This is a genomic window from Mesorhizobium kamtschaticum, assembly GCF_056174585.1.
This window is the reverse complement of the sequence record NZ_CM149691.1, coordinates 30316-55594: the sequence shown is the minus strand read 5'-3', so window position 1 is coordinate 55594 and position 25279 is coordinate 30316. Positions and strand designations below refer to the sequence as shown.

Annotated in this window: 20 protein-coding genes and 4 pseudogenes; 20 read left to right on the top strand and 4 right to left on the bottom strand. The window is 64.0% G+C overall.

Translation table 11 applies throughout. The features are described 5' to 3' along the window. Window positions 1-5 precede the first annotated feature (5 nt). The 6 genes and pseudogenes from AC0V7N_RS00265 (at window position 6) to AC0V7N_RS00240 (ending at window position 4363) form a co-directional block, all read left to right on the top strand. Window positions 6-1066: pseudogene (locus AC0V7N_RS00265) on the top strand (ABC transporter permease). Next, window positions 1063-1982, top strand: a pseudogene (gene nikC, locus AC0V7N_RS00260) (nickel transporter permease). Before AC0V7N_RS00265 ends, nikC begins: the two co-directional pseudogenes overlap by 4 nt. After that, window positions 1979-2824, top strand: coding sequence for an ABC transporter ATP-binding protein (locus AC0V7N_RS00255; protein WP_475453698.1), 846 nt, complete (start codon window positions 1979-1981; stop codon window positions 2822-2824). The pseudogene nikC and the gene AC0V7N_RS00255 overlap by 4 nt, the downstream one beginning before the upstream one ends. After that, window positions 2821-3570 (top strand): ABC transporter ATP-binding protein, encoded by a 750-nt coding sequence (locus tag AC0V7N_RS00250; RefSeq protein WP_475453696.1) that lies wholly within the window; start codon window positions 2821-2823, stop codon window positions 3568-3570. Before AC0V7N_RS00255 ends, AC0V7N_RS00250 begins: the two co-directional genes overlap by 4 nt. Window positions 3571-3614: 44 nt before the next feature. Then, window positions 3615-3929, top strand: coding sequence for a hypothetical protein (locus tag AC0V7N_RS00245; RefSeq protein WP_475453694.1), 315 nt, complete (start codon window positions 3615-3617; stop codon window positions 3927-3929). Window positions 3930-4018: 89 nt separating this feature from the next. After that, window positions 4019-4363, top strand: a complete 345-nt coding sequence (locus AC0V7N_RS00240) for a VOC family protein (protein ID WP_475453692.1) — start codon at window positions 4019-4021, stop codon at window positions 4361-4363. Window positions 4364-4378: 15 nt separating this feature from the next. Here AC0V7N_RS00240 and AC0V7N_RS00235 read toward each other — a convergent pair whose 3' ends face one another. Genes AC0V7N_RS00235 through AC0V7N_RS00225 form a run of 3 tightly spaced genes read right to left on the bottom strand, consistent with a single transcriptional unit; the run spans window position 4379 to window position 9692 of the window. Further along, window positions 4379-7480 carry an efflux RND transporter permease subunit gene (locus AC0V7N_RS00235; protein ID WP_475453690.1) on the bottom strand — a complete coding sequence of 1034 codons (3102 nt, stop codon included), beginning with the start codon at window positions 7478-7480 and terminating at the stop codon, window positions 4379-4381. Beyond that, complete coding sequence (locus tag AC0V7N_RS00230) at window positions 7480-8556, bottom strand: efflux RND transporter periplasmic adaptor subunit (protein ID WP_475453688.1); 1077 nt, start codon at window positions 8554-8556, stop codon at window positions 7480-7482. Before AC0V7N_RS00230 ends, AC0V7N_RS00235 begins: the two co-directional genes overlap by 1 nt. Then, window positions 8553-9692 carry an efflux RND transporter periplasmic adaptor subunit gene (locus AC0V7N_RS00225; RefSeq protein WP_475453686.1) on the bottom strand — a complete coding sequence of 380 codons (1140 nt, stop codon included), beginning with the start codon at window positions 9690-9692 and terminating at the stop codon, window positions 8553-8555. Before AC0V7N_RS00225 ends, AC0V7N_RS00230 begins: the two co-directional genes overlap by 4 nt. Window positions 9693-9924: 232 nt before the next feature. Between AC0V7N_RS00225 and AC0V7N_RS00220 the strand changes: the two genes are divergently transcribed. Continuing rightward, window positions 9925-11202, top strand: a complete 1278-nt coding sequence (locus tag AC0V7N_RS00220) for a 4-aminobutyrate--2-oxoglutarate transaminase (RefSeq protein WP_027043559.1) — start codon at window positions 9925-9927, stop codon at window positions 11200-11202. A gap of 119 nt (window positions 11203-11321) precedes the next feature. Here AC0V7N_RS00220 and AC0V7N_RS00215 read toward each other — a convergent pair whose 3' ends face one another. Next, window positions 11322-12575, bottom strand: coding sequence for an NAD(P)/FAD-dependent oxidoreductase (locus AC0V7N_RS00215; RefSeq protein WP_475453684.1), 1254 nt, complete (start codon window positions 12573-12575; stop codon window positions 11322-11324). A gap of 433 nt (window positions 12576-13008) precedes the next feature. Here AC0V7N_RS00215 and AC0V7N_RS00210 point away from each other — a divergent pair, with 433 nt between their 5' ends. From AC0V7N_RS00210 to AC0V7N_RS00150, 13 genes and pseudogenes are all read left to right on the top strand, one after another. Beyond that, complete coding sequence (locus AC0V7N_RS00210) at window positions 13009-14298, top strand: imelysin family protein (RefSeq protein WP_475453682.1); 1290 nt, start codon at window positions 13009-13011, stop codon at window positions 14296-14298. A gap of 64 nt (window positions 14299-14362) precedes the next feature. Then, the gene (locus AC0V7N_RS00205; protein WP_475453680.1) at window positions 14363-14674 is read left to right on the top strand and encodes a (2Fe-2S)-binding protein; all 312 of its coding nucleotides are present in this window, start codon (window positions 14363-14365) and stop codon (window positions 14672-14674) included. Next, entirely contained in the window at window positions 14640-15125 is a 486-nt protein-coding gene (bfr, locus tag AC0V7N_RS00200; RefSeq protein ID WP_475453678.1) for a bacterioferritin, read from the top strand. Before AC0V7N_RS00205 ends, bfr begins: the two co-directional genes overlap by 35 nt. 12 nt (window positions 15126-15137) lie before the next feature. Next, window positions 15138-16733, top strand: coding sequence for a di-heme oxidoreductase family protein (locus AC0V7N_RS00195; RefSeq protein ID WP_475453676.1), 1596 nt, complete (start codon window positions 15138-15140; stop codon window positions 16731-16733). Then, window positions 16733-17812 carry an imelysin family protein gene (locus AC0V7N_RS00190; protein ID WP_475453674.1) on the top strand — a complete coding sequence of 360 codons (1080 nt, stop codon included), beginning with the start codon at window positions 16733-16735 and terminating at the stop codon, window positions 17810-17812. The genes AC0V7N_RS00195 and AC0V7N_RS00190 overlap by 1 nt, the downstream gene beginning before the upstream one ends. 2 nt (window positions 17813-17814) lie before the next feature. After that, window positions 17815-18918 carry a DUF1513 domain-containing protein gene (locus tag AC0V7N_RS00185; protein WP_475453672.1) on the top strand — a complete coding sequence of 368 codons (1104 nt, stop codon included), beginning with the start codon at window positions 17815-17817 and terminating at the stop codon, window positions 18916-18918. Window positions 18919-19014: 96 nt separating this feature from the next. Beyond that, a complete protein-coding gene (gene tsaB / locus AC0V7N_RS00180) occupies window positions 19015-19692 on the top strand; it encodes a tRNA (adenosine(37)-N6)-threonylcarbamoyltransferase complex dimerization subunit type 1 TsaB (RefSeq protein ID WP_475453670.1) in 678 nt (225 codons plus the stop codon). Window positions 19693-19753: 61 nt separating this feature from the next. Then, window positions 19754-20248: a ribosomal protein S18-alanine N-acetyltransferase gene (rimI, locus tag AC0V7N_RS00175; protein WP_027043551.1), complete on the top strand. Its 495-nt coding sequence runs from the start codon at window positions 19754-19756 to the stop codon at window positions 20246-20248. A 27-nt stretch (window positions 20249-20275) separates the two neighbouring features. Further along, a complete protein-coding gene (olsA, locus tag AC0V7N_RS00170) occupies window positions 20276-21076 on the top strand; it encodes a lyso-ornithine lipid O-acyltransferase (protein ID WP_475453668.1) in 801 nt (266 codons plus the stop codon). Between the two features lie 75 nt (window positions 21077-21151). After that, window positions 21152-22561, top strand: a complete 1410-nt coding sequence (gene miaB / locus AC0V7N_RS00165; RefSeq protein ID WP_496627636.1) for a tRNA (N6-isopentenyl adenosine(37)-C2)-methylthiotransferase MiaB — start codon at window positions 21152-21154, stop codon at window positions 22559-22561. A gap of 83 nt (window positions 22562-22644) precedes the next feature. Further along, window positions 22645-23636, top strand: a pseudogene (locus AC0V7N_RS00160) (PhoH family protein). Between the two features lie 18 nt (window positions 23637-23654). Next, window positions 23655-24155, top strand: coding sequence for an rRNA maturation RNase YbeY (gene ybeY, locus AC0V7N_RS00155; RefSeq protein WP_475453666.1), 501 nt, complete (start codon window positions 23655-23657; stop codon window positions 24153-24155). A 27-nt stretch (window positions 24156-24182) separates the two neighbouring features. Then, window positions 24183-25276 (top strand): annotated as a pseudogene (locus AC0V7N_RS00150) (hemolysin family protein). Window positions 25277-25279 lie beyond the last annotated feature (3 nt).

The following is a 25279-nucleotide window of genomic DNA, read 5'->3' as shown; positions in this document are numbered from 1 at the left end:
GCCGCATGAGCGCGGTTGAAAACGAGAGCGGGCGCGGCAGCGCCCGCGCCGTCGCCCTTGCATCGGCGATCGGCCGCTTCCTGGTCATCGCGGTCACGACCTATCTTGGTCTGCTCGCGGTCACCTTCTTCATTGGCCGGGTCATCCCGATCGATCCGGTGCTGGCGGTGCTCGGTGATCGCGCGCCTCTCAATGTCGTCGAACGCACGCGCCGCGAGATGGGTCTCGACCTGCCGCTGATCGAGCAGTTCTACATCTATGTGAAAAATGCCCTGAACGGTGATTTCGGCACCTCGGTGCTGACCACCAATCCGGTCATGAGCGACATCCGCCGCGCGCTTCCGGCAACGACGGAACTGGCGACGCTGGGACACTGATCGGCGCGCTGTTTGGCGTACCGCTCGGCGTGCTGGCCGCGGTCAAGCGCGGCAGCCTCATCGACCAGGTCGTGCGTGTCATTGGCCTGATCGGTTACTCGGTACCCATCTTCTGGCTCGGCCTGCTGGGCTTGGTGCTGTTCTACGCCAAGCTGCAATGGGTGGCCTTCCCGGCCCGGCTCGACGTCGTCTACGAATACACCTTCACGCCGATCACCGGCTTCTACCTTCTCGATTCGGCGATGCAGGGTCAGTGGGATGTCTTTTACGACGCCTTCCGGCACATCATCCTGCCGGCCTCGCTGCTCGGCTATTTTTCGCTCGCCTATATCAGCCGCATGACGCGCTCGTTCATGCTCAACGAACTGACGCAGGAATACATCGTCGCGGCGCGCGCCAAGGGCCTGTCGGAAACCCGCATCATCTGGGGCCACGCGCTGCGCAATGCCGCGGTGCCGATGGTCACGGTGATCGCGCTTTCCTATGCTGGGCTGCTCGAAGGTTCCGTGCTGACCGAGACCGTCTTCTCCTGGCCGGGCATCGGCCTCTACATCACCAACTCGCTGCAGAACGCCGACATGAACGCCGTGCTCGGCGGCACCATCGTCATCGGCTCGGTGTTCATCGGCATCAATCTCCTGTCCGACCTGCTTTACCGCGTGCTCGATCCAAGGACGAAATCCGCATGAGCGCCGAAGCGATCCAGAGCCGTCGCGATTGGCTGCTCAGTGAGCGGCCGGCCTCGCGCATGCAGGCGAGGCTTGGCCGCGCCTATGTCGCGTGGCGGCGTTTCTCCGCCAACCGGCTGGCCTTTCTCGGCCTGCTGATCATCATCGCCCTGCTGGTCATCGCCGCCCTTGCCGGCGTGCTGGCACCCTATTCGCCGACATTCGGCGATCTCAGAATTCACGGCTGCTGGCGCCGAGCGCCGAACACTGGTTCGGCACCGACGATCTCGGCCGCGATATCCTGTCGCGCATCCTCTACGGCTCGCGCTGGACGCTCTACGTGGTCATCCTGGTCGCCATCATCGCCGCACCCATCGGCCTGCTGGTCGGCACCGTCGCCGGCTATGCCGGCGGCTGGACCGATGCCATCCTGATGCGCATCACCGACATCTTCCTCGCCTTCCCCAAGCTGATCCTGGCGCTGGCGTTCGTCGCCGCTCTCGGTCCGGGCATCGAGAACGCCGTGCTCGCCATCGCCATCACCTCCTGGCCGCCTTACGCCCGCATCGCGCGCGCTGAAACGCTGACGGTGCGCAATTCCGATTACATCAAGGCCGTGCAATTGATGGGCGCCTCGCCCTTCCGCATCGTGCTGCGCCACATCATGCCGCTCTGCATCTCCTCGCTGATCGTCAGGGTGACGCTCGACATGGCCGGCATCATCCTGACCGCCGCCGGCCTTGGTTTCCTCGGCCTCGGCGCGCAGCCGCCGCTGCCCGAATGGGGCACCATGATCGCGTCGGGCCGCCGCTTTGTGCTCGACCAGTGGTGGGTCGCCGGCGCGCCGGGCTTCGCCATCCTGATCGTCAGCCTCGGCTTCAACCTGCTTGGCGACGGCCTGCGCGACGCGCTTGATCCCCGGAGCGGCGACCAATGAGCAGGGAGACGAAGACACTTCTCGACGTTGACGATCTGCGGGTCACCTTCCCGACCCGCACCGGGCTGATCGAAGCGGTGCGCGGCGTCTCCTTTTCGCTCGGCCGCGAACGGCTCGGCATCGTCGGCGAGTCCGGCTCGGGCAAGTCGCAGACCGGCCGCGCCATCATGGGTCTGACGCCACCGCAGGCCAGGATATCGGCCAACAAACTGGCCTTCGACGGCATCGACCTGCTCAGCGCTTCGCCACGTGAGCGCCGGGCGCTGCGGGGCAACCGCATCGCCATGATCCTGCAGGATCCGAAATACTCGCTCGACCCGGTGATGAGCATCGGCCGCCAGATCGTCGAAACGCTACGCACGCATGAAAGAGTCTCCAAGGCGGAGGCACGCGAGCGCGCGCTGGCCATGCTGGAGGCGGTGCAGATCCGCGATCCCAAGCGCGTCTACGACCTGCATCCGCACGAAGTCTCCGGCGGCATGGGTCAGCGCGCCATGATCGCCATGATGCTGATCGCCGGGCCGGAGATGATGATCGCCGACGAACCGACCTCGGCGCTCGACGTCACGGTGCAGCTCGACGTGCTCGGCATTCTCGACCGGCTGGTCAGCCAGCGCGGCATGGGGCTGATCTTCATCTCGCACGATCTGCGCCTGGTCTCATCCTTCTGCGATCGCGTCATCGTCATGTATGCCGGCAAGGTGGTCGAGCAGCTCAAGGCCTCCGAACTCGGCCAGGCCCAGCACCCCTACACGCGCGGCCTGCTCAACTGCATGCCTAGGATCGGCTTCGAACGCCATCCGCTGCCGGTGCTCGACCGCAAGCCGGAGTGGGCGGCATGACAGCTGCGATCACCGTCGACGGGCTGGAAGTGATCTACGACCGCTTTCGCGCGCTGAAAGGCGTCAGCCTCGAAGTCAGGTCAGGCGAATCCTTCGGCCTGGTCGGCGAATCCGGCTCCGGCAAATCGACGCTGCTCAGGGCGATCGCCGGCCTCGCGCCCGTCGCCTCGGGCAGCATCACCGTCAATGGCAAGAAGCTTGGCGCGCGCCGCGACAAGGCCTTTTACCGCGAGGTGCAGATGGTCTTCCAGGACCCGTACGGCTCGCTGCACCCGCGCCAGACCGTCGACCGTCTGCTGCAGGAACCGCTGGCCATCCATGGCTTTGCCGACGGCGAAAAGCGCATCCAGCAGGCGCTTGACGAGGTTGGCCTCGGCAACGGCTTTCGCTTCCGCTACTCGCACCAATTGTCGGGTGGTCAGCGCCAGCGGGTCGCCATTGCCCGCGCGTTGATCCTCGAACCATCGATCCTGCTGCTCGACGAGCCGACCTCGGCGCTCGATGCCTCGGTGCAGGCCGAAGTGCTCAACCTGCTGGAAGAGGTCCGCCGGCGGCGCAAGCTGACCTTCCTGATGGTCAGCCACGACCTCGCCATCATCACCCACATGTGCGAGCGCCTGATGGTGATGCAAAGCGGCGAGGCGGTCGAGAACCTCACGGCGGCCCAACTTGTCGCGCACCGCGTGACAGAGGATTATACGCGCAACCTGCTCAGGGCCAGCGAGGGGTTTGTGAGAACCGCGTGAAACCTTCTGGCAGCCCACATAACCAACTGGTTCAGGGAATTCCCATGGAGGAATGGAAGTTTGCAGATCCACCCAATGTCGCGGTGTTTGTAGATCGGGGCATAGTTACCCGAGGCGATTGGATCGCATACGTCTCACATGACGATGACGACGGTAGCTGGCAATTTCACAACAGCGAAACTGGACCTGTCGGCGAAGGCGACATAATGATCATCAGCTTGCAAAACGTTGTGAAGCGGGATGAAAGCATTTCGGCCTTGGCCGACTTGCCGGAAGGCTGGCACGCCTGGCGCAGCTCAAAATCGTCGCCTTGGCAACGCGCCAAATCACGCCCTGTACCCTCCAACGACAACGAGTGATCCGCGGCGACCAAAATCATTTGGAGGAAGCGTCATGCTCGATCATATCTTTCTCTCGGTCAGCGATATTGACCGTTCGATTGCCTTCTATGAGAAGGCGCTGGCGCCCCCTCGGGATAACGCAACGGCTGGACTATGATGGGAAGGACGGCCCTCCCGGTCACCCGGACCTGAAAGGGTTTGGCGCGAAGAACCGCCTCTTCTTCTGGCTTCGCGAGGGCGTGGTCGAAGGCAGGGCTATTCATGTCGGCTTCGTCGCGGATTCGCGCGAGCAGGTCGATGCAGCTTACGCCGCTGCTCTGTCAATGGGAGCTACCGACAACGGCCCTCCCGGCATCCGGTCCTATTATGATCCGCGATATTATGCGGGCAACGTGATCGATCCTGATGGCTACAGTCTCGAATTCGTCTTCAAGAACTGGCAGCACGCGTAGTCTAAGTGGTCCAAATTACACGTGCCCCTCGAGCGGTTCGCCCTGCCCGGCGCTGCAGTCGCTCTCCGCCGCCGCCTTCGGCTCCTTGATCCGGAACCACGTCACATAAAGCGCCGGCAGGAACAGCAGCGTGATCGCTGTACCCGCGATGATGCCTCCCATCATGGCATAGGCCATTGGCCCCCAGAACACTTCGCGGGCGATCGGGATCAGCGCCAGGCTGGCGGCGGCCGCGGTCAACGCGATCGGCCGCATGCGGTGTTCTGTCGCCTCGATGACGGCCGCCCAGCGGTCCTTGCCCTCCCTGACAAGGTCCTCGATCTGGACGATCAGGATGACCGAGTTGCGGATCAGGATGCCGATCAGCGCCAGCACGCCGAGGATGGCGACGAAGCCGAGCGGTGCGCCGCTCGGCACCAGGGCCGCCACCACGCCGATCAGCCCGAGCGGCGCCACCGCCACCACCAGGAACAGGCGCTGGAAGCTTTGCAACTGCACCATCAGGATGGTCGCCATGACGAACAGCATCAACGGCACCACGGCGGCGATCGGTCCCTGGCTTTTGCCGCTTTCCTCGACCGAGCCGGCGGTCTCGACCGAATAGCCCGGCGGCAGCTTGGCGATGAAGGCACCGACCGATGGCTTCAGCTCGTTGACGACCGTGGCCGGCAGTACGTCGCCGACCAGGCCGGCGCGCACGGTGATCGTCGGAATGCGGTCACGCCGCCACACCGTCGGCTGCTCGAGGTCGTAGCGGAAGTTGGCGACGGCCGCGAGCGGAATGGCCTCGCCGGTGCTGGTCGGCAACTGCATGTTCTGCAGCGTGCCGATCGAACCGCGCTCGGCCTCGCGTGAGCGCGCCACGACATTGATCAGATAGGTGGCGTCGCGCACTTGCGTGATGGTGGCGCCGCCGACCGTGCTGTTGAGCGCGCTGGCGATGTCGGATGAGGTGATGCCGAGCTGGCGCGCCTTGTCCTGCAGCACGTCGACCCTCAACACGCGCTGCGGCTCGTTCCAGTCGAAGGTCGGTGCGGCAAGCTTTGGGTTGGCGGAGATGACGCCGGCGAATTGCTGCGCCAGCTCGCGCACCTTTTGGATATCGGGTCCGCCGACGCGGTACTGCACCGGGCGGCCGACCGGCGGCCCGAGCTCCAGCGGCTTGACGAAAGCGTCGGTGCCAACGAATTCCGCGCGCAGCAGCTTTTCCAAAGCCGGCTTCACCTTGTTGCGGGCCTCGATGCTCTTGGTGACGATGACCGTCTGACCGAAATAGGGGTTGGCCGGCTGCACGTCATAGGCCAGCACGAAGCGCACCGCGCCCTGGCCGATATAGGACGAGAAATGGTCGATGTCGGGATTGCCGACCAGCGCCCGCTGCTCGAACCGCTCCATCTGGTCGCGCGTGTCGGCGATCGAGGAATTCTGTGGCAGGTTCCAGTCGACGATCAGCTCCGGCCGGTCGGACGGTGGGAAGAACTGCTGTTGCACCAGGCCGAAGCCGGCGATCGAGCCGGCAAACAACAAAACCGTGACGATGATGGTCAGCCAGTGATGGCGCACCGAGCCGACAAGCACGCGCCGGAATAGCGCGGTGAAGCGGCCGGGCTGGTCGTGATGCTTTGCCTTCATCGTCGCCGGCAGGATGGTGACGCCGAGCAGCGGCGCAAACAGCACCGCTACGATCCACGACACCAGCAGCGACACGGCGATGACGACAAACAGGGTGAAGGTGTATTCGCCGGCAGCGCTCGAGTTGAGGCCGATCGGAATGAAGCCGGCGACCGTCACCAGCGTGCCGGTCAGCATCGGAAAGGCGGTCGATGTGTAGACATAGGTCGCCGCCTTGCGCAGATTGTCGCCGACCTCCAGCCGCGCCACCATCATCTCGACCGCGATCATCGCGTCGTCAACCAGCAGGCCGAGCGCGATGATCAGCGCGCCGAGCGAAATGCGCTGCAGCGAGATGCCGAGATAGGCCATGACCGTGAAGGTGATGGCCAGAACCAGCGGGATCGACAGCGCCACGACGAAGCCGGCGCGCATGCCGAGGCTGATGAAGGACACCGCGAGCACGATGGCGACCGCCTCGGCCAGCGCCCGGGTGAAGCCCGAAACCGCTTCCTCGACGATGACAGGTTGGTCGGCGACCAGATGCACTCCGACGCCGACCGGTAGGTCGCTCAGCACCTCTTTCATTTCCTTTTCCAGCGCCGCGCCAAATTCGAGCAGATTGGCGTTGGGCTTCATGCCGATGGCCAGCCCGATCGCATCCTGGCCGTTGAAGCGAAACAGCGCCGTCGGCGGATCGACATAGCCGCGCGTGATCGTCGCCACGTCGCTCAGCCGGAAGAAGCGATCGTTGACGCGCAGATTGATGGCGCGAAGGCTGTCCTCGGAGGTGAACTGGCCGCCGACGCGCACACTGATTCGCTCCGGTCCGGACTGGATGACACCGGACGGTGTGATCGCGTTCTGCGCCTGCAGGCTTGCCACGATCGCTTGCTGGTTGAGGCCAAGGGCGGCGATCTGGCGGGTCGAGAATTCGAGATAGATGGCTTCGTCCTGCGCGCCGACGAGATCGACCTTGCCGGCATTCGGCACGGTCAGGATCTTGGTGCGGACATCCTCGACATAGTCGCGCAATTGGCGCGGCGTCAGCCCGTCCGATGTGAAGGCGTAGATGTTGCCGTAGACATCGCCGAAGCGGTCATTGAAGAACGGTCCCTGCACGCCTTGCGGAAACTGCGTCTTGATGTCGTTGACCATGTTGCGCACCTGAATCCAGTTCGGCACGACATCGCGCGCCTTGGTGGTGTCCTTCAGGTTGACGAAGATGACGGTCTGGCCGGCGGTGGTGACGGATTTGGTGTAGTCGAGACTGTCGAGCTCCTCGAGCTTCTTCTCGATGCGATCGGTAACCTGTTGCAATGTCTCCTTGACCGACGCGCCCGGCCAGTTGGCCTGGATGATCATCGTCTTGATGGTGAAGTTGGGGTCTTCCTCACGGCCGAGATTGAGGTAGGAGAAGATGCCGGCCACCACGAAGACCAGCATGAAATACCAGACCATGGAGCGGTGGCTGAGCGCCCAGTCGGAGAGATTGAAACCCTTCATCAGACGCCGCCTTCCGGCACTTTGACCTTCTGGCCTTCGCTCAGGCTGTGGACGCCCGCGGTGACGACGCGCATGCCGGCCTCCAGCCCCTCGGTGACGGTGAAGGTTGCGGCACCCTTGGCGGCCACCTTGATCTCTTTCGCGCTCACGCTCGAGGTTTGTGGGTCGACGATCCACACCTTGTCCGCACCGTTCTTTTCGAGCAGCGCCGAGATGGGTAGTTCGATCGTCGGCGCCACCTTGGTCACGCGGGTCGCCGTCACCGTCGAGCCGAGCCGGAAGGCCTGCGGCGGATCGGTGAGTGTCAGCTTGACGCGCCGCGTGCGCGTCGAGCCCTCGGCTTGTGGCGCGATCTCGCGCAGCTTGGCCTCGGTCTGGATCGTCGGCAGCGATTGCAGGATGACCTGGAACGGCGTGCCGGCGGTGAGATCGCCGGTTAGCTGGTCGGGAATATCGACCACCGCTTCGCGCAGATCGGAGCGCGCCACGGTGACGACCGTCTGGCCGGCCGAGACGGTCTGCCCGACCTCGGCGCCGACAGCGGTGACGACACCGTCGAAGTCCGAGAACAGCCTGGCATAGCCAAGCTGCTCCTGCGATTTGGCAAGCGCGGCCTTGGCCCGCTCGACACTCGCTTCTGCTGCTTTGCGCGCCTGCTGGGCGGTATCGAAGACGGCCTGCGTGGTGTTGGCGGAGGCAAGCAGCTGGCGCTGCCGCTCCTCGCTCGCGGCGGCATTGGCGAACTGTGCCTCGGCATTGGAGAGTTCGGCATTGGCCGCCTGGACGGCCAGCTCCAGCGCGGTCGGGTCTAGTGCGGCGATCGTCGTGCCCTTGCTGACGATGTCGCCGACCTTGACGTCGCGAGAGACAACCCGGCCGAGCAGGCGGAAGGCGAGGTCGGCGCTGACCTGCGGCTCGACCGAGCCGGCAAAGCCATAGATCTGCGTGGTGCGCGGCTCGATGACCACCGACAGCACCGGCCGGATGACCTCCGGCGGCGTTTCATCCGATTTCGAGCAGGCGGCGAGCGCGCCAAGCGCGAACAGGCCAAGCAGCATGCGCGACAGCCGGTTCATTGCCCCGCCCCCGATATCTCGACCGTCTGCCCGGGACTGAGCAATTGTCCGCCTGCGGTCACGACGCTTTGGCCCTCGTTCAGCCCGCCGGCGATGACGACCGTGCCCGAATCGTAGGCCAGCACCTCGACCGGCGTCGTCGCCACCGCCTTGGTCGACGGATCGACGATCCAGACCGCCGTTTTGCCGGCGCTGGACGTCAGCGCCTGCCAGGGCAACAGGATCGCCTTCGCCGGCTTGGCGCTGACCGAGCCGATGACGGCCGCCCCCAGCGGCATGCCGGCCGGTGTATCGGGAATGCCGATCTTGACCCGGATCGAACCGGAGGCCTGGTCGACCGCCGGCGCGATTTCGCGCACCGTGCCTTTTGCCCGGACCTGCGGGTCGGACAACAGCGTGATCGTCACCGCCGGCGAGGGCGGCGTCTTGGCGACCAGCGTCTCCTGGACGTTGAACACCGCGTCGCGGTCGCCGTCCTCGGCGACGGTGAAGACGGTTTGCGCGGCCTGCACCACCTGTCCGGCTTCGACCTGGCGGGCGGTGATGACGCCGGGGGCGCCGGCCTTGAGCTCGGTGAAGGACAGGTTTTGCTGGGCATTGGCGAATGCGCTCTGCGCGGCGTCGACACTGCCTTGCGCCACCTTCAGCGCCTGGTCGGCGGCGTCATAGTCGCGCCTGGTGGTGAAGCCCTGGGCAAGCAGCGTCTTCTGCCGTTCGAAGGCGGCGGCGGACTGGGTCAACTGGGCCTGCGCAGCGTCAAGATCGGCCTGTGCCGATCGCAAATCGGATTGCTGCTCCTGCGGATCGATGCGCGCAAGCACCGCGCCCTGGTCGACATGCTGGCCGACATCGACAAGCCGCTCGGCCACCCGGCCGCCGACACGGAACGACAGATTGTTCAGCGTGCGCGCCGCGATCACCCCGGTCAGCGAGGTTCGCGGCGCATAGTCGGCCATCGCCACCGTTTCGGTGCGCACCATGACCGGCAGTTTCTTGTCGGCCGCTTCCTGCTTCTGGCAGCCAGCCAGCAGCAATGCGGCTGTGCAGACGCACACTGCCGATACGGTTGGAAAGGACAAAAGGCTGGAGGTTCTGACGGATGGTAGCGAGACGGACGATGTCACGTTCCTGCTCATGGGCTCCCCCAGCCGCAGGTCGCTCGCTGATCGCGATGCCTAGCGGATATCGGGAGGATAATCGATCTCCGGAAAAAGGGAACCTGTCTCGTACGCGTATCGGACGACTGGTTAAGGAGGCACCGAGGTCAGGCCCAATCGCCTGCCGGTGGTGCCGACTTGAGGAAAACGTGAAATAAGGTCAGAAGACATCTGATCAACTAGAACGGGCGCCGGCCCGATGAGGGATATCATGAAGAATTCAGCCATTTCCGAACGCAAGAACCAGTCGATCTCGCGCGGCGTCGGCATGACCACGCAGATTTATGCCGACCGGGCTGAAAATTCGGAAATCTGGGATGTCGAAGGCCGCCGCTACATCGACTTCTCCTCCGGCATCGCCGTCGTCAACACCGGCCACCGCCATCCCAGGGTAATCGAGGCGGTCAAGGCGCAGCTCGACCGTTTTACCCACACCTGCCACCAGGTCGTGCCCTATGAGAGCTATGTGCGGCTGGCCGAACGGCTGAACGCCATGCTGCCCGGCAAGTTCGAGAAGAAGACGATCTTCGTCACCACCGGCGCCGAGGCGGTCGAGAACGCCATCAAGATCGCCCGCAACGCCACCGGCCGCCAGGCCGTCATCGCTTTCGCCGGCGGTTTCCACGGCCGCACCTTCATGGGCATGGCGCTGACCGGCAAGGTCGTGCCCTACAAGGTCGGCTTCGGCGCCATGCCGGGCGACGTCTACCACGCGCCGTTCCCGGTGCCGCTGCATGGCGTATCGGTCGCCGATTCGCTGGCCGCGCTCGACCGGCTGTTCAAGGCCGATGTCGATCCGGCCCGCGTTGCCGCCATCATCATCGAGCCGGTCCAGGGCGAGGGCGGTTTCTACGACGCGCCACGCGAATTCCTGACGGCACTTCGCAAGCTCTGCGACCAGCACGGCATGCTGCTCATCGCCGACGAGGTACAGACCGGCTTTGCCCGCACCGGCAAGATGTTCGCGATGGATCATCATGAAGTCGCGGCCGACATCACCACCATGGCCAAGAGCCTGGCCGGCGGTTTCCCGCTGGCGGCGGTCACCGGCCGCGCCGAGATCATGGATGCGCCAGGCCCCGGCGGTCTCGGCGGCACCTATGGCGGCAGCCCGATCGGCGTCGCCGCCGCGCACGCGGTGCTCGATGTGATCGAGGACGAAAAGCTGTGCGACCGCGCCAACACGCTGGGTGCGCGGCTGAAGCAGCGCCTGCAGTCGATCCGCGACGACGTGCCCGAGATCGTCGACATAAGGGGCCTCGGCTTCATGAACGCGGTCGAATTCAACGACGTCAAGAAGGGCCTGCCGTCGGCCGAGATCGCCAATGCCATCCGGCTGAAGGCGCTCGACAAGGGCCTGATCCTGCTGACCTGCGGCGTCTACGGCAACGTCATCCGCTTCCTGGCGCCGATCACCATCCAGGACGAGATCATGAACGAAGCGCTCGACATCCTGGAAAGCTCGATCCGCGAAGTCTGCGCTGCCTGAGCGTTCTACCTCCCCCTTGTGGGGAGGTCGGACCGAAGGTCCGGGTGGGGGGCTTGGCGCTGACCCCCACCCCGCTGCTTTGCAGCGACCCTCCCCACAAGGGGGGAGGGTAAGCGTATCTAGCCCGCAGCCCTTGCCGGCTCATCCTGCTGAAACGCTGCCAGCGCCGCTTTCAATCCTTCGGGACCCATTGCCACCGTTTCCGGCGTCGGCGAGAAGCCGGCGCCGAGCATCTTGCGGCCGAGCATGTGGTCGCCGGGGCGGTTGACCGATTCGATGCCGAGCAGCCGGTCGCCGGCATAGTGGTAGATCGAGAACTTGTTGTCGGGCAGGTCACCCAGCACGACATGGCTGTCGCCGCCGGCGGTCAGTCCGACCATCTGCAGCTTCATGTCGCCAATGTCGGACCAAAACCATGGCACCGCCGAATAGGCATCGGCGTGGCCGGTGATGGTGCGGGCGGCAAGACGCGCCTGGTCGGTGGCATTCTGCACCGATTCCAGCCGCACGTCGCCGCCGGTGAACCAGTGCCGGTAGGAGGCAGCGTCGCCGATGGCCAGGATTTCCGGCACCGAACTGCGCATATGGTGGTCGACGCGGATGCCATTGGCGATGGTGAGGCCGGCTTGCTGAGCCAGTTCGACATTGGGCACGGCGCCGATGCCGACGATGACCATGCGCGCCGGCAACCTTTCGCCTGACGAGGTGACCGCAGCCACGACATGGCCGTTTTCGCCTTCGAGTTTTGAAATCGAGGTGCCAGTCAGGATGCGCACGCCGGTCGCTTCCAGCCTTTGCCGGACATGGCTCGCTACCACCGGCGCCACGGCGCGGCCGAGCAGCCGGTCGACCGCTTCCACCACCGTCACCGTGCGGCCGGCCGCGCGTAGCGTCGCGGCGATCTCCAGCCCGATGAAGCCGCCGCCGAGGATGACGACATCTTCGCTCTGCGCGTTCAGCTCCCGGATCCGTCGCGCATCGGCCAGCGACCGCAACGACAAAACGCCGGACAGATCCGCGCCCGGCAGCGGCAATACGCGTGGGCGCGATCCAGTCGCCAGGATCAGATGGTCGAAGGCAAGCGTGCCGCCGCCGGCGATGTCGAGGCGGCGTCCGCCGGCATCGATGCGGTCGATCCGGATGCCCGGCCGGTAGTCGATGGCGTTGCCGGTGTAGAAGGCCTCGCCACGCAAGGGTTGCGGTTTGGCCTCGGCATCCTTGATGAAGGTCTTCGACAGCGGCGGCTTGTGGTAGGGCAGTTCGTTCTCGTCACCGATGAGGATCACCGGGCCGTCATAGCCGTCCTCGCGCAGACTGGCGGCCGCCTGCACGCCCGCATGACCCGCACCGACAATGACCACACCGTTCTTCATCGCATTCCGATCCTGATTCGATCCTAGGACGTCTCGCCAAGTGGCAATTGTCTGGCGCCGCCACAGGACAGCGTTTGCGGGTCGCACCCGGGATGGCGGCTGTCAATCGTACAGTTCCGCGGCGAGGTCGGTGCAGCAAGGGTGTAAAGTTGAGCGTTGTAGTTTAGAATAATTCTAAACTGTTGTTTCGATTGGCTTTTCCCGTCGATTTTCATTGACTTCCACCGATGTCGAAGCTTTATGGAAGCCTGCGCATTGGCGCATCCCTTTGATGTCTGGGCCTTGAACCCGTTCGATTGGAGGCATTTTGGTGTCTTTCTTCCCTGAACCGCGCCATGGCGCGGCAAGTCTTGGCGCATTTGGCATCGACGTGGCCTGGCGCCGGCAGCCGCGCGCGCCTTTTATGGAATTTCCGAGAAACTGGAGAGCGATAATGACAGCACGATACGGCGGCAGGCTTGCGGCGATTGGTGCCACGGCGCTGCTGACTGCGGCGGTGTTTGTGCTGCCTGCCAAGGCCGAAACCGACGCAAAGGCCGTTATCAAGACCTATGTCGACATCGGGCTCGCCAAATACGAGGATTCGCTGACCACGGCGCAGGCCCTCGACAAGGCGGTCGACGCGCTGCTCGCTAAGCCTTCGGCGGAAGCGCTCGATGCCGCCCGCCAGGCCTGGAAGGCCGCGCGCGTGCCCTACCAGCAGACCGAGGTCTACCGCTTCGGCAACAAGATCGTCGACGATTGGGAGGGCGAGGTGAATTCCTGGCCGCTGGATGAAGGCCTGATCGACTATGTCGCCAAGAGCTACGGTACGGAATCGGACGCGAATTCGCTCTATACGGCCAATGTGATCGCCAACAAGGAGATCGAGATCAACGGCAAGAAGGTCGACGCTTCGAAGCTGACGCCTGAATTCCTCTCCGGCACCTTGCAGCAAGCCGGCGGCATCGAGGCCAATGTCGCCACCGGCTATCACGCCATCGAATTCCTGCTCTGGGGCCAGGACCTGCACGGCACCGGCCCGGGCGCCGGCGAGCGTCCCTACACCGACTATGATCTCAAGAACTGCACCGGCGGCAATTGCGACCGCCGTGCCGAATATCTGAAGTCCGCCACCACCCTTCTGGTTTCGGACCTGCAGAAAATGGTCAACGACTGGAAGGAGGACGGCGCCGCACGCAAGAACCTGGTCGATGGCGAGCCGAACACGGCCATCTCGATCATCTTTACCGGCATGGGCTCGCTGTCCTACGGCGAACTAGCAGGTGAACGCATGAAGCTCGGCCTGCTGCTGCATGATCCGGAGGAGGAGCAAGACTGCTTCTCCGACAACACCTACAATTCGCATCTCTACGACGCCATCGGCATCCGCGCCGCCTACCTCGCCAGCTATGTCAGGCTCGACGGCACCGTCGTTTCTGGACCTTCGGTGCACGACATGGTCAAGGTGGCCGATCCGGCGATCGACAAGGAACTGTCTGACAAGCTCGATGTCACTGTCGCCAAGATGGAGGCAATCAAGGCGCGGGCACTGGCCGGCGAGGCTTATGACCAGCAGATCGCCGAAGGCAATACGGCAGGCAACGCCACGGTGCAGGCGGCAATCGACGCGCTGATCGACCAGACCAAATCGATCGAACGCGCCGTTGGCACCCTCAAGCTTAACGCCATCGCCTTCGAGGGCTCCGACAGCCTCGACGCACCAGACAAGGTATTCAAGTAAGCGCCGTCAGGGTAAATACCAGCCAAACGGCGCGGGAGGCGCCGTCAGCCATCTGAGCAAACGTATGCTGATCTGCCATTGCAACATCATTACCGAGAGGGAGATCGAGCAGACGATCGTCGGCCTGCTGGACCAGGATCCCTGGCAACTCATCGTGCCGGCCAAGGTTTACCACGCCATGCAAAAGCGCGGCCGGTGTTGCGGCTGCTTCCCAAATGTGGTCGAAACGATCATTCGGGTCACCGAGAATTACCACGCCCGTTCGGAGGCGAGCGACGTGGATATCGTTTCACATCTGGATCGCGTCAGAGGCCTGCGCGTCCAATACGGGAGCAGAACCCATGAAAGGCGAAAGTCAGATCATCGAGCGGCTTAACGAGGCTCTTTTCCTGGAGCTCGGAGCCGTCAATCAATATTGGGTGCATTTCCGTCTGCTCGAGGATTGGGGGTACACCAAACTGGCCAAGAAGGAGCGGGCCGAATCGATCGAGGAGATGCACCACGCCGACAGGCTCATCGCCCGCATCATCTTCCTTGAAGGCCATCCGAACCTGCAGTCCGTGGCGCCGCTGCGCATCGGGCAGAACGTCAAGGAAGTGCTCGAATCCGACCTTGCCGGCGAATATGACGCGCGCACTGCCTACAAGCGTTCGCGCGAGATATGCCACGAGATTGGTGATTACGTGACGATGAAACTGTTCGAGGATCTGCTGGCTGACGAGGAAGGTCATATCGACTTCCTCGAGACGCAGCTCGACCTGCTCGCCTCGATCGGCGAGGAGAAGTATGGCCAGCTCAACGCCGACGCGGCCAACGAGGCGGAGTAAAGGCATGCGGGAATGCGGCGCCTCTTAGAACTCCTGCGCCGCTCGCGGCGGGCCGCTGGCTCGCCGCTTCTCCTGAAAAGACCAGCCGGACTGGCGCGTCGCACCGTTCTTGTGTTGGCGCTGACATCGTCGGCGATTGCCGGCGACCTTCAGCCAGCCGGGCTAGCCACCATACGCGGCGACCTGAATCAGAAAGACCAGGCGCGCGTCATCGCCGTCACCAGGCCGACCACGGATTTCTCCAAACCCGAGCCGTTCGAGTTGATGCAAGGTGGCGCCGGCACCTCTGAGAAGGACGTCGATCGCGACGCCTTCTCGCAATCCTCGGCCAACATCACCTTCGAAGAAGAGGGCACTTTCAAGCTCGGCAACGCTTTGTTCCGCAAGAACTGGGTCTCGTCGCCATCCTCGACGCAGGCGTCCGACGGGCTTGGTCCGCTGTTCAACGAACGCGCCTGCCAGAACTGCCATTTGAAAGATGGCCGCGGCCGTCCGCCGCAAGGCGATACCGGCACCACCTCGATGTTCCTGCGGTTGGCGCGCGACGCCAGCAACGCCGAGGAGAAAGCAGCCCTTGCCAGCCACCAATTGCTCAATTTCCCCGACCCGGTCTATGGCACGCAGTTGCAGGAGCTCGCGGTGCCTGGCTTGCGCGGCGAAGGCCGGATGCGTGTCGATTATCAGGAACGTAAGGTGGAACTGACGGACGGCACCGTGGTTTCCCTGCGCAAGCCCAGTTACTCCGTTACCGATCTCGCCTATGGGCCGCTCGATCCGCACACCACGCTGTCGCCGCGCCTGACCCCGCCGATGATCGGCCTTGGCCCGATCGAGCAGATCGCGCCGGCTGACATTCTGGCCAATGCCGATCCAGACGATCGAAACGGCGATGGCATTTCCGGCAGGCCGAACATCGTGCGCGACGGCCAGAGCGGGGAGCTGACGCTTGGCCGCTTCGGTTGGAAGGCGCAGACCGCATCGATCCGCCAGCAGGCGGCGGACGCCTTTGCCGGCGACATCGGCATCTCGACGCCGGAAGAACCAAGACACTGGGGCGACTGCACCGCGGCGCAAGCAAAATGCCTCGCAATGCCGAATGGCGTCCAGGCGCGGCTCGGCCCGGTCGAGGCGCCGCCGCCGGTGATGGATCTCGTCACCTTCTATTCGCAGAACCTCGCCGTGCCGGCGCGCCGCGATCTCGCTGCGCCTGCTGTGCTCGCCGGCAAGAAGATCTTCTATGAAATCGGCTGTGTTTCCTGCCACACGCCGAAATTCGTCACCCGCCGCGACGCGCCCAACAAGGCGCAGGCCTTCCAGCTGATCTGGCCCTATTCCGACTTCCTGCTGCACGACATGGGTCCCGATCTGGCCGACGGCCAGGTTGTGGGCGATGCGACAGGCAGCGAGTGGCGCACCCCGCCGCTGTGGGGTATTGGCCTCACCGAGACCGTCAACGGCAACTCTTTCTTCCTGCACGATGGCCGCGCGCGCAGCCTGACCGAAGCGATCCTGTGGCATGGTGGCGAGGCGCAAAAGGCGCGCGACCGCTTCGCCGCCGCCAACGCGACCGAGCGCGATGCCCTGGTCAAATTCCTGGAGTCACTGTGATGCTGAAGCGCTCTGCCCTGGTTCTCGTTCTTCCGCTGGTTCTGCTGGGCGTTTTCCCGGCATCGGCGGCGGTGAAAGCCTCCGACATCATCCAGCGGGCGATCGACGGCTTTGTCCGCCCGGCCTATGCCGACCTGCACCAGCATGCGGAAGCCTTGACGCAAGCGATGCACAAGCTCTGCGAAGCGCCTTCGCAAGCGGAACTCGACGCGGCGCGGTCCGAATTTTCCGCCACAGTCCATGCCTGGTCGTCAGCAGAGATCATCGGCTTTGGGCCGATCAAGGAGAACAACCGGCAGGAGCGCATGCTCTACTGGCCGGATCGCAAGAGCCTCGGCCTGAAACAGGTGCAGACGGCACTATCCGCCAAGGACCCGACCGCCACCGATCAGGCGCAGCTCGCCGGCAAGAGCATTGCTCTGCAAGGGCTGGGAGCACTGGAATTCGTGCTTTTCGGCGATGGCGCCGACGCGCTGACGGTCAAGGACGAGCCCTATCGCTGTGCTTATGGCGCGGCCGTTGCCGGCAATATCGAAACCATGGCCGGTGAAGTCAGCGCAGCTTGGAACAAGCCGGACGGCTTTGCCGCGCTGTGGGCCAATCCGGGGCCGCAGAACGCCCTTTACCGCGATGGCAACGAAGCGGTGACCGAACTGGTCGGGGTCTTCGTCAAAGAGTTGGAAATGGTGAGGGATGTCCGCCTGAAAGGCTTCCTCGGCGGCAAGCCCGAGGCGGACAAACCGAAACAGGCGATCTACTGGCGGTCGCAAAACACCGCCAATTCGCTGGCCGGAAATCTCGCCGGCATCGACGCGCTGTTCCAGGTCTCGAAGCTTGGCGATGCCTTGCCGTCCGATGCGCGCTGGGTGGCTGAATCGATCCATATCCAACTGGCCAATGGCGTCGCCACCGCGAAGTCCATTAATGGCCCGATCGACAAGGCGCTCGCCGACCCGGCGCTGCGCGAAAAGCTCGAGCATTTCGCCCTGGTCACCTCCAGCCTGTCGACTTTGATCGGCACCAAGCTGACCACTGAATTCGGCCTGACCGCTGGGTTCTCCTCGCTGGACGGGGATTGATCATGCGTACGCCGCTCATCGACCGCCGGGATTTCCTCAGAGCTGCAGGCATCGGCTTTGCCGTTGCAATGACGCCGTCGGCCTGGGCGAAGACGCTTGCTGCCGACGCCGTTTTCGCCACCGCTTTCGTCAAGCGCGATGGCCGTTTTGGCGCCGCCGTCCTGTCCGAGGCCGGCAAGGTGCTGCATGCGATCGACCTGCCCGATCGCGGCCATGATGTCACCTTTGATCCCATATCGAAGCGCTCGGTGGTCTTCGCCCGCCAGCCCGGCACCTTCGCCGTGGTGTTCGATCACACCGGCCGCGACGCCCCGCTGACCATCGCCAGCATCACCGGCCGGCATTTCTTCGGCCATGGCGTCTTCTCGCCCGATGGCGCCCTGCTCTATGCCACCGAGAACGATTTCGACAACGCCGCCGGCGTCGTCGGCGTCTATGATGCACGGGCGAAATTCAGCCGCATCGGCGAATTCCCGACCTACGGCATGGGGCCGCACGAGCTTCTGCTGCTTGGCGACGGCAGGACGATCGCGGTCGCCAATGGCGGCATCGAGACCCATCCGGACTACGGCCGCGCCGAGCTCAACATCGCGACCATGAAGCCGTCCTATGTGCTCATCGACCGCGTCTCTGGCGACTTGATCGAAAAGCACGAATTGCCAGCTTCCCTGCACCAGCTGTCGATCCGCCACATGGACACTGACCCATCGGGCACCGTCTGGTTTGGCTGCCAGTACCGGGGGCCGGGCACCGATCGTCCGCTGCTGGTCGGCCGCGCCGCGCGCGGCAAGGAGTTGCAGCTTCTCGACATGCCGCAGGACGTATTGTCCGGCTTTCGCAACTATATCGGTTCGGTCGCCGCCAATCCGATAGCCGGCACCGTCGCCGTCTCTTCGCCGGAAGGCAATTCGCTTGTGGTGATCGATGCGGCCGGCGGGCGGGTCGTCTCGTTCAGCGCGCTGGTCGAGGTCTGCGGCCTGGCCCCGGACGGATCGGGCTTCATGGCCACCACGGGCGCCGGCGAGATCATCGGCGGCAGCGGCGCGACACGGGTAGAGCCGGACTATGTCTGGGACAACCACATGCTGCGCATCGAACAGGTTTGACATCGGCCCTGGGAACCGAAGCCGCTTAACAAATTATGCTTGCGGTGGCGCGCTGTGGCGGGCACAGGGGAGGTGTTTCTCGGAACCGGTCGTTTCATGAAAGTGCTTGCCATCGACTGTGCCGCCAGCCTCTGTGCAGCCTGCGTCTACGACGCGGCGGCTGGGCGGGAGCTTGGCCGCTCGGTGCTCGATCTCGGCAAGGGCCATGCCGAGCACCTGATGGCCGTCATCGCCGAAGCGCTGACGGCGGCCGAAACCGACTATGCCGGCCTTGGCGCCATTGCCGTCTCTGTCGGCCCCGGTTCCTTCACCGGCCTGCGCGTCGGCGTGTCGACAGCGCGTGGCCTGGCGCTGGCGTTGAAAATTCCGGCGATCGGTGTGACAACGCTCGAAGCACTCGCGGCTGAAGCAGCGGCGGCATTTCCCGGCCGTGCAGTCCTGGCGGCGCTCGATGCCGGGCGCGAGGAAATCCATGCCGCCCTATACGACAAAACGTTAGTTTTGACTTACGGTCCCGCGGTGACCACATTGCCGGAAGCTACTGCCTTGGCGATGGAGAACTCTGCGGTGCTTGCCGGCACCGCGGCGGTGCAGATCGCCGCTTCGGCCGGGCGTGGTTTCGATATTGGGCCAGAAATGGCCACCGCCGACATTCTCACCTACGCTCGTCTAGCCGCCGCCAAAGGCGAGGGCGAAAGGCCGAAACCACTTTATTTGCGCGGCGCGGATGCAAAGCCGCAAGCCGGATTTATTCTTTCAAGGCTCAGACCATGATCCCGAAAAGTGGAAGCCGGTTTTCGGAAAAGATCATGGTCAAACAAGAAAACGAAAATTAATGCGCATACCTTTTCTCCAGCCGCGCCGCCGGGACTATGCTCTCGAGCCGCTCAGGATCACCGACAGCCCGGCGGTCTCGTTGCTGCATCGAGAGGATTTCGTCCGCCCGTGGACCGATGGCGAGTTCGCCGCCTTGCTCGAGCAGGACACCGTGTTCGGCTACGCCGCGCGCGAAACCGGGCAGGGCGCCAAACCGCCTGTCGGCTTCGTGCTGGCGAGGCTGGCGGCAGGCGAGGGCGAGATCCTGACCGTCGCGGTGGCGCGATCGCATCGCCGTCAGGGACTGGGCTGGCAGTTGATGGACGCGGTGCTGCGCGAACTGCATGTGCAGCGCGCCGAAGCGCTGTTCCTCGAGGTCGACGAGACCAATGTCGCCGCGATCGCCCTCTATCGCCGGCTGGGCTTCCGCGAAGTCGGCAAGCGCCCGGATTACTACAAGTCGCCCGATCGTGGGCCGACCGGCGCGCTTGTCATGCGCCGCGATCTTCGTTAGCGAGAGATCGGGTAGGACCAGGACGGTATGATCGGAAAAATCAGGATTTTCCTGGCCCTGGGCCTTGTCGTCGCCGGTTCGCTGGTCCTGGTGCCATTGCAGATCCTGTCGATGAAGACCGGCTGGTGGCCGGAAACCGTCATTCTCAAGATCTGGCACAGGCTGATCCTCAGGGCGCTCGGCATGCGCGTCCATGTCAAGGGGGCGCTGTCCGACAAACGGCCCTTGCTGGTTGCCTCGAACCACATCTCCTGGACCGACATCATGGTGCTGGGCTCTTTTGCCGATGTGAAGTTCATCGCCAGGGCCGATATGGAAGGCTGGCCGCTGATCGGCATGCTGTCCAAGTTGCAGCGCACCGTTTTCATCGAGCGCGAACGCAAGCGTTCTTCGGGCGATCAGGCCAGCGAGATCGCCAGTCGCATGGCCAAGGGCGACGCCATGGTGCTGTTCGCCGAGGGCTCGACCGGTGACGGCAACGCCGTCCTGCCGTTCAAGAGCACGCTGTTCGGCGCTGCCTCGATGGCGATTTCCGAGGGTGCTGCCGAGCAGGTCTTCATCCAGCCGGTGGCGATCGCCTATACACGCCTGCACGGCGTGCCGCTCGGCCGCCGCCACCGACCGATCTCGGCCTGGATTGGTGACGAGGATTTGATGCCGCATCTGAAAGTGCTGATGGCGGAAGGCGCGCTCGACGTCGAGGTGCATTTTGGCGAGCCGATCGCCTTTGCCAAGGGCTCGAACCGCAAGGAAACGGCCCGGTTGATGGAAAGCCAGGTGCGCGAGATGATGCAGGCGGCACTCGCCGATCCGCGCCCGAGCCGCTGACCGGGCCGCGCGCCCAAGCGGCGCATACCGAGAATCGTCTGTTTTTTGTCATCGAAAGGCGTTAGAAGCCGCCGGATGGACTTGAACACGATTGAAAGCGACGACATCGGTACCGTGGCCGGACAGCCGGCTGTGCGCGCCACGGCAGCGAAAAAGGTCTTCATCAAGACCTATGGCTGCCAGATGAACGTCTATGATTCACAGCGCATGGGCGATGCGCTGGCCGCCGACGGCTATACCGCGACCGACGCCATCGACGAGGCCGATCTGGTGCTGCTCAACACCTGCCACATCAGGGAAAAGGCGGCGGAAAAGGTCTATTCCGAACTCGGCCGCATCCGCGACATGAAGGCGGAGCGCGCCATTGCCGGCCGCGAATTGCTGATCGGCGTCGCCGGCTGCGTGGCGCAGGCCGAAGGTGCGGAGATCATCCGCCGTTCGCCGGCCGTCGATCTGGTCATCGGGCCGCAGACCTATCACCGTCTGCCCGACGTGCTGGCGAGAGTCCGCAACGGCGAAAAGATCGTCGAGACCGACTACGCCATTGAAGACAAGTTCGAGCATTTGCCGCAGCCGAAGCGCGCCGAGGTCATCAAGCGCGGCGTCACCGCCTTCCTCACCGTGCAGGAAGGCTGCGATAAATTTTGCACCTTCTGCGTCGTGCCCTATACCAGAGGCTCGGAAGTGTCGCGGCCGGTGGCGCAGATCGTCGCCGAGGCCGAGCGTCTGGCCGATGCCGGCGTGCGCGAGGTGACGCTGCTTGGCCAGAACGTCAATGCCTGGCACGGCCAGGGCGAAAATGGCGAGGAATGGGGCCTTGGCCGCCTGCTGTTCCGGCTAGCCGAAATCCCCGGACTGGCGCGGCTGCGCTACACCACCAGCCATCCGCGCGACATGGACGATGAGTTGATCGCAGCCCACCGCGACCTGCCGGCTCTGATGCCGTACCTGCATCTGCCGGTGCAATCGGGGTCCGACCGCATCCTCAAGGCGATGAACCGCAGACACACGGCCAGGGATTATCTGGCGCTGCTCGACCGCATCCGCGCGGCACGGCCGGACATCGCGCTGTCCGGCGATTTCATTGTCGGCTTCCCCGGCGAGACGGAAGCCGATTTCGAGGCGACCATGGAATTGGTGCGCCAGGTGAACTACGCCTCGGCCTTTTCGTTCAAATATTCGCCGCGCCCCGGCACGCCGGGCGCCGACATGCCTGACCATGTGCCCGAAACGGTCAAGGACGAGCGCCTGCAGCGCCTGCAGGCATTGCTCCTGAAACAGCAGCAGGATTTCGGTTTGAGCCTTGTCGGCAGCACCATCGACACGCTGATCGAGAAGCCCGGACGGCAGGCCGGCCAGAAGGTCGGCCGCTCACCTTGGCTGCAGCCGGTTATTGTTGATGAAAAGGCCGGCGAAATCGGTGACATTATCCAAGTGCGAATCACGAAGACGGGCTACAACAGCCTGTTCGCCGAATTGGCCTGATGGTCTCGGCAGATGAGGAGAGACGGTTGAGCGCAGCAGAGCTGAAGAACCTGCCCCCGGTACCGGCATCTGGGGCTTCTGACATGGCGCACATCGTTCTGACTTTCGACAACAACAAGCTTGCCAGCGCCCTTTACGGTCAGTTCGACGAAAACCTCGCCCGGCTTGAGCAGAAGCTTGGCGTCGATATCCGCTCGCGCGGCAACCAGTTGACCATCAAGGGGTCCGCTTCTGCCGCCGAACAGGCGCGCCGCGCCTTGGACAATCTCTACGGGATCTGCAGAAGGGCGTCGATATCGGCCAGTCCGATGTCGATGGCGCCGTGCGCATGGCGGTCGCCGCCGACGATCAACTGACGTTGCCGACGCTGGAACGCAAGGGCAAGGTTTCCGCTGCCCAGATCGCCACCCGCAAGAAGACGATCTATGCCCGTTCGCTGAACCAGGACGCCTATATGCGGGCGCTGGAACGGTCGGAACTGGTGTTCGGCATCGGTCCGGCCGGTACCGGCAAGACCTATCTGGCGGTGGCGCATGCGGCGATGCTGCTTGAACGCGGCATGGTCGAACGCATCATTCTCTCGCGGCCGGCCGTCGAGGCCGGCGAACGGCTGGGCTTCCTGCCGGGCGACATGAAGGAAAAGGTCGATCCGTATCTGCGGCCGCTCTATGACGCGCTCTACGACATGATGCCGGCCGACAAGGTCGAGCGCGCCATTGCCGCGGAAGTGATCGAAATCGCGCCGCTCGCCTTCATGCGCGGCCGCACGCTGGCCCATGCCGCGGTCATCCTCGACGAGGCGCAGAACACCACGCCGATGCAGATGAAGATGTTTCTGACCCGTCTCGGCGAGAACTCGCGCATGATCGTCACTGGCGATCCGACCCAGATCGACCTTCCTCCGAGCACCAAATCGGGCCTGGTCGAAGCCTTGCGTGTCCTCGACGGCGTGGCCGGCGCGGTCACCGTGCGCTTCAACGATATCGACGTTGTTCGCCATCCGCTGGTGGCGGAAATCGTCAGGGCCTATGACCGCGACGCCAAATTGGCCCGCGGCCTGGGCGCCGAGAATTGATCTTGACGATGCGGCTTCATGCCTGAGGACAAAATATTCGTCGACGGGAATCTCCCCGTCGACATCGATATATTGGTCGAAGCGGGCGACTGGCCCGATGAGGCCAGCCTGACGCGGCTGGTCGATCGCGCGGTTGAGGCTGCTTTTGCCGAGACCGGCTTGACCGGCCGTTCCGAACTCAGCATCGTTTTTTCCGACGACGCCCATATCCGGACCCTCAATGCCGACTGGCGCGGCAAGGACAAACCCACCAACGTCTTGTCTTTCCCGGCTTTTCCGTTTGTACAAGGCGGCCCACTGCCGCCGATGCTGGGCGACATCGTGCTCGCCGCCGAGACGGTTTCACGCGAAGCGGCACTGGAAGACAAGCCGGTGCAGAACCATATCACCCATCTCGTCATCCACGGCCTGCTGCATTTGCTGGGCCATGATCACGAGACCGACGCCGAGGCCGAGGAGATGGAAGCCATCGAACGCGCAGCCCTTGCAAGGCTTGCCATTCCCGATCCCTACGCGTAACTACATCTGACAATTGACCGGACGACGATGAACGACAAACCAGAAACTGCCGCCCGCCCCGACGCCGGCAGTGCGCCCAAGGCTTCCGATACGTCGGAAGAGGGATCAAGTCCGAGTACCGTTACCCCTGCTGTTGCCAACACCGGCAACGCTGCCAGCGAGCATTCGCCCGCCGGACCTTCCCTGTTCGACCGCGTTTTGGGCCTGTTCAGGCAACGAAACGGCACCAGCCTGCGTGAGGAAATCGCCGGCGCGCTGGCCGAGGCGGCCAGTGACGCCGATCTTTCTCGCCTGGCGAGCGCGCCATGCTCAACAACATCCTGCGGCTGCGCGAGGTGCGCGTCGAGGACGTCATGGTGCCGCGCGCCGACATTGAGGCGGTCGAGATCACCACGACGCTCGGCGACCTCCTGGGCACCTTCGAGCAGTCCGGCCATTCCCGCATGCCGGTCTATTCCGAGACGCTCGACGATCCGCGCGGCATGGTCCACATCCGCGACGTGCTGGCCCACATCACCAAGCTCGCGCGCGTCAAGAAGGGCCGCACGACCAGAAAGACCCCCGTCGCCACGCAACTGGATCTCGCTCAGGTCGACCTCGCCCGCACCATCGGCGAGCTCAATCTGATCCGCCAGGTTCTGTTCGTGCCGCCATCGATGCTTGCTTCCGACCTGATGGGCCGCATGCAAACGACGCGCACGCAGATGGCGCTGGTTATCGATGAATATGGCGGCACGGATGGGCTTGTGTCGCTCGAGGACATTGTCGAGATGGTCGTCGGCGATATCGAGGACGAGCATGACGATGACGAGCCGATGATCACCCAGGCCGGTGACGGCGTCTTCATCGTCGACGGCAAGGCCGAGATCGACGAGGTCGCCAAGATGATCGGCGAGGACTTCGCCGCCGGCGAACATGGCGAATATGTAGACACCATTGGCGGCATGATCTTCAACACGCTCGGCCGCGTGCCGGCGCGCGGTGAGGTGGTGCAGGCCATTCCGGGCTTCGAGTTCCATGTCCTCGACGCCGATCCGCGCCGCGTCAAGCGCGTGCGCATCGTGCAGAGCCAGAAGGGCGAGCGCCGCCGGCGCGTCACGGCGCGCACCGAACAGGCGTGAGCT

Coding starts and splice junctions, on each gene's coding strand:
- AC0V7N_RS00245 (WP_475453694.1), top strand. CDS start 3,615: ATGGAGGAATGGAAGTTTGCAGATCCACCCAATGTCGCGGTGTTTGTA.
- AC0V7N_RS00210 (WP_475453682.1), top strand. CDS start 13,009: ATGACAGCACGATACGGCGGCAGGCTTGCGGCGATTGGTGCCACGGCG.
- AC0V7N_RS00240 (WP_475453692.1), top strand. CDS start 4,019: ATGAGAAGGCGCTGGCGCCCCCTCGGGATAACGCAACGGCTGGACTAT.
- AC0V7N_RS00220 (WP_027043559.1), top strand. CDS start 9,925: ATGAAGAATTCAGCCATTTCCGAACGCAAGAACCAGTCGATCTCGCGC.
- AC0V7N_RS00225 (WP_475453686.1), bottom strand. CDS start 9,692: ATGAGCAGGAACGTGACATCGTCCGTCTCGCTACCATCCGTCAGAACC.
- ybeY (WP_475453666.1), top strand. CDS start 23,655: ATGCCTGAGGACAAAATATTCGTCGACGGGAATCTCCCCGTCGACATC.
- AC0V7N_RS00235 (WP_475453690.1), bottom strand. CDS start 7,480: ATGAAGGGTTTCAATCTCTCCGACTGGGCGCTCAGCCACCGCTCCATG.
- AC0V7N_RS00230 (WP_475453688.1), bottom strand. CDS start 8,556: ATGAACCGGCTGTCGCGCATGCTGCTTGGCCTGTTCGCGCTTGGCGCG.
- AC0V7N_RS00185 (WP_475453672.1), top strand. CDS start 17,815: ATGCGTACGCCGCTCATCGACCGCCGGGATTTCCTCAGAGCTGCAGGC.
- AC0V7N_RS00190 (WP_475453674.1), top strand. CDS start 16,733: ATGCTGAAGCGCTCTGCCCTGGTTCTCGTTCTTCCGCTGGTTCTGCTG.
- AC0V7N_RS00215 (WP_475453684.1), bottom strand. CDS start 12,575: ATGAAGAACGGTGTGGTCATTGTCGGTGCGGGTCATGCGGGCGTGCAG.
- AC0V7N_RS00255 (WP_475453698.1), top strand. CDS start 1,979: ATGAGCAGGGAGACGAAGACACTTCTCGACGTTGACGATCTGCGGGTC.
- bfr (WP_475453678.1), top strand. CDS start 14,640: ATGAAAGGCGAAAGTCAGATCATCGAGCGGCTTAACGAGGCTCTTTTC.
- AC0V7N_RS00250 (WP_475453696.1), top strand. CDS start 2,821: ATGACAGCTGCGATCACCGTCGACGGGCTGGAAGTGATCTACGACCGC.
- tsaB (WP_475453670.1), top strand. CDS start 19,015: ATGAAAGTGCTTGCCATCGACTGTGCCGCCAGCCTCTGTGCAGCCTGC.
- rimI (WP_027043551.1), top strand. CDS start 19,754: ATGCGCATACCTTTTCTCCAGCCGCGCCGCCGGGACTATGCTCTCGAG.
- miaB (WP_496627636.1), top strand. CDS start 21,152: ATGGACTTGAACACGATTGAAAGCGACGACATCGGTACCGTGGCCGGA.
- AC0V7N_RS00205 (WP_475453680.1), top strand. CDS start 14,363: ATGCTGATCTGCCATTGCAACATCATTACCGAGAGGGAGATCGAGCAG.
- AC0V7N_RS00195 (WP_475453676.1), top strand. CDS start 15,138: ATGCGGCGCCTCTTAGAACTCCTGCGCCGCTCGCGGCGGGCCGCTGGC.
- olsA (WP_475453668.1), top strand. CDS start 20,276: ATGATCGGAAAAATCAGGATTTTCCTGGCCCTGGGCCTTGTCGTCGCC.